Genomic DNA, 329 nt, shown 5'->3' with positions numbered 1-329 from the left:
GCAACCCGGTCATCCCGCTGCTGGCCGACCTGAGGGCGGAGACCAGGAAGCACGACCCGGCCGCCGTCCCGGCGATCCACCGGGGCGCCACCAGCCAGGACATCCTGGACAGCGCCCTGATGCTGATGGCCCGCCGCGCGCTGGCCGGGATCGTCACCGACCTCAAGTCCGCCGCCGCGGCCCTGGGCCGGTTGGCGGACGAACACCGCGCCACCGTCACGGTGGCCCGCACCCTGACCCAGCATTCGCTGCCGTCGACGTTCGGGCTCAAGGCGGCCAACTGGCTCTCCGGCGTCGCCCAGGCCGGCGTCCGGCTGGAGCGGGTGGCC

Annotated in this window: 1 protein-coding gene; it reads left to right on the top strand. The window is 74.8% G+C overall.

What is annotated here, in order from left to right; translation table 11 throughout:
• On the top strand, positions 1–329 hold a 329-nt coding region (locus AC5RUJ_RS18855), incomplete at both ends, for a lyase family protein (RefSeq protein ID WP_494156585.1).

This window comes from Arthrobacter sp. Y3223164, assembly GCF_059091005.1.
This window is presented reverse-complemented; position numbering and strand designations above follow the sequence as displayed.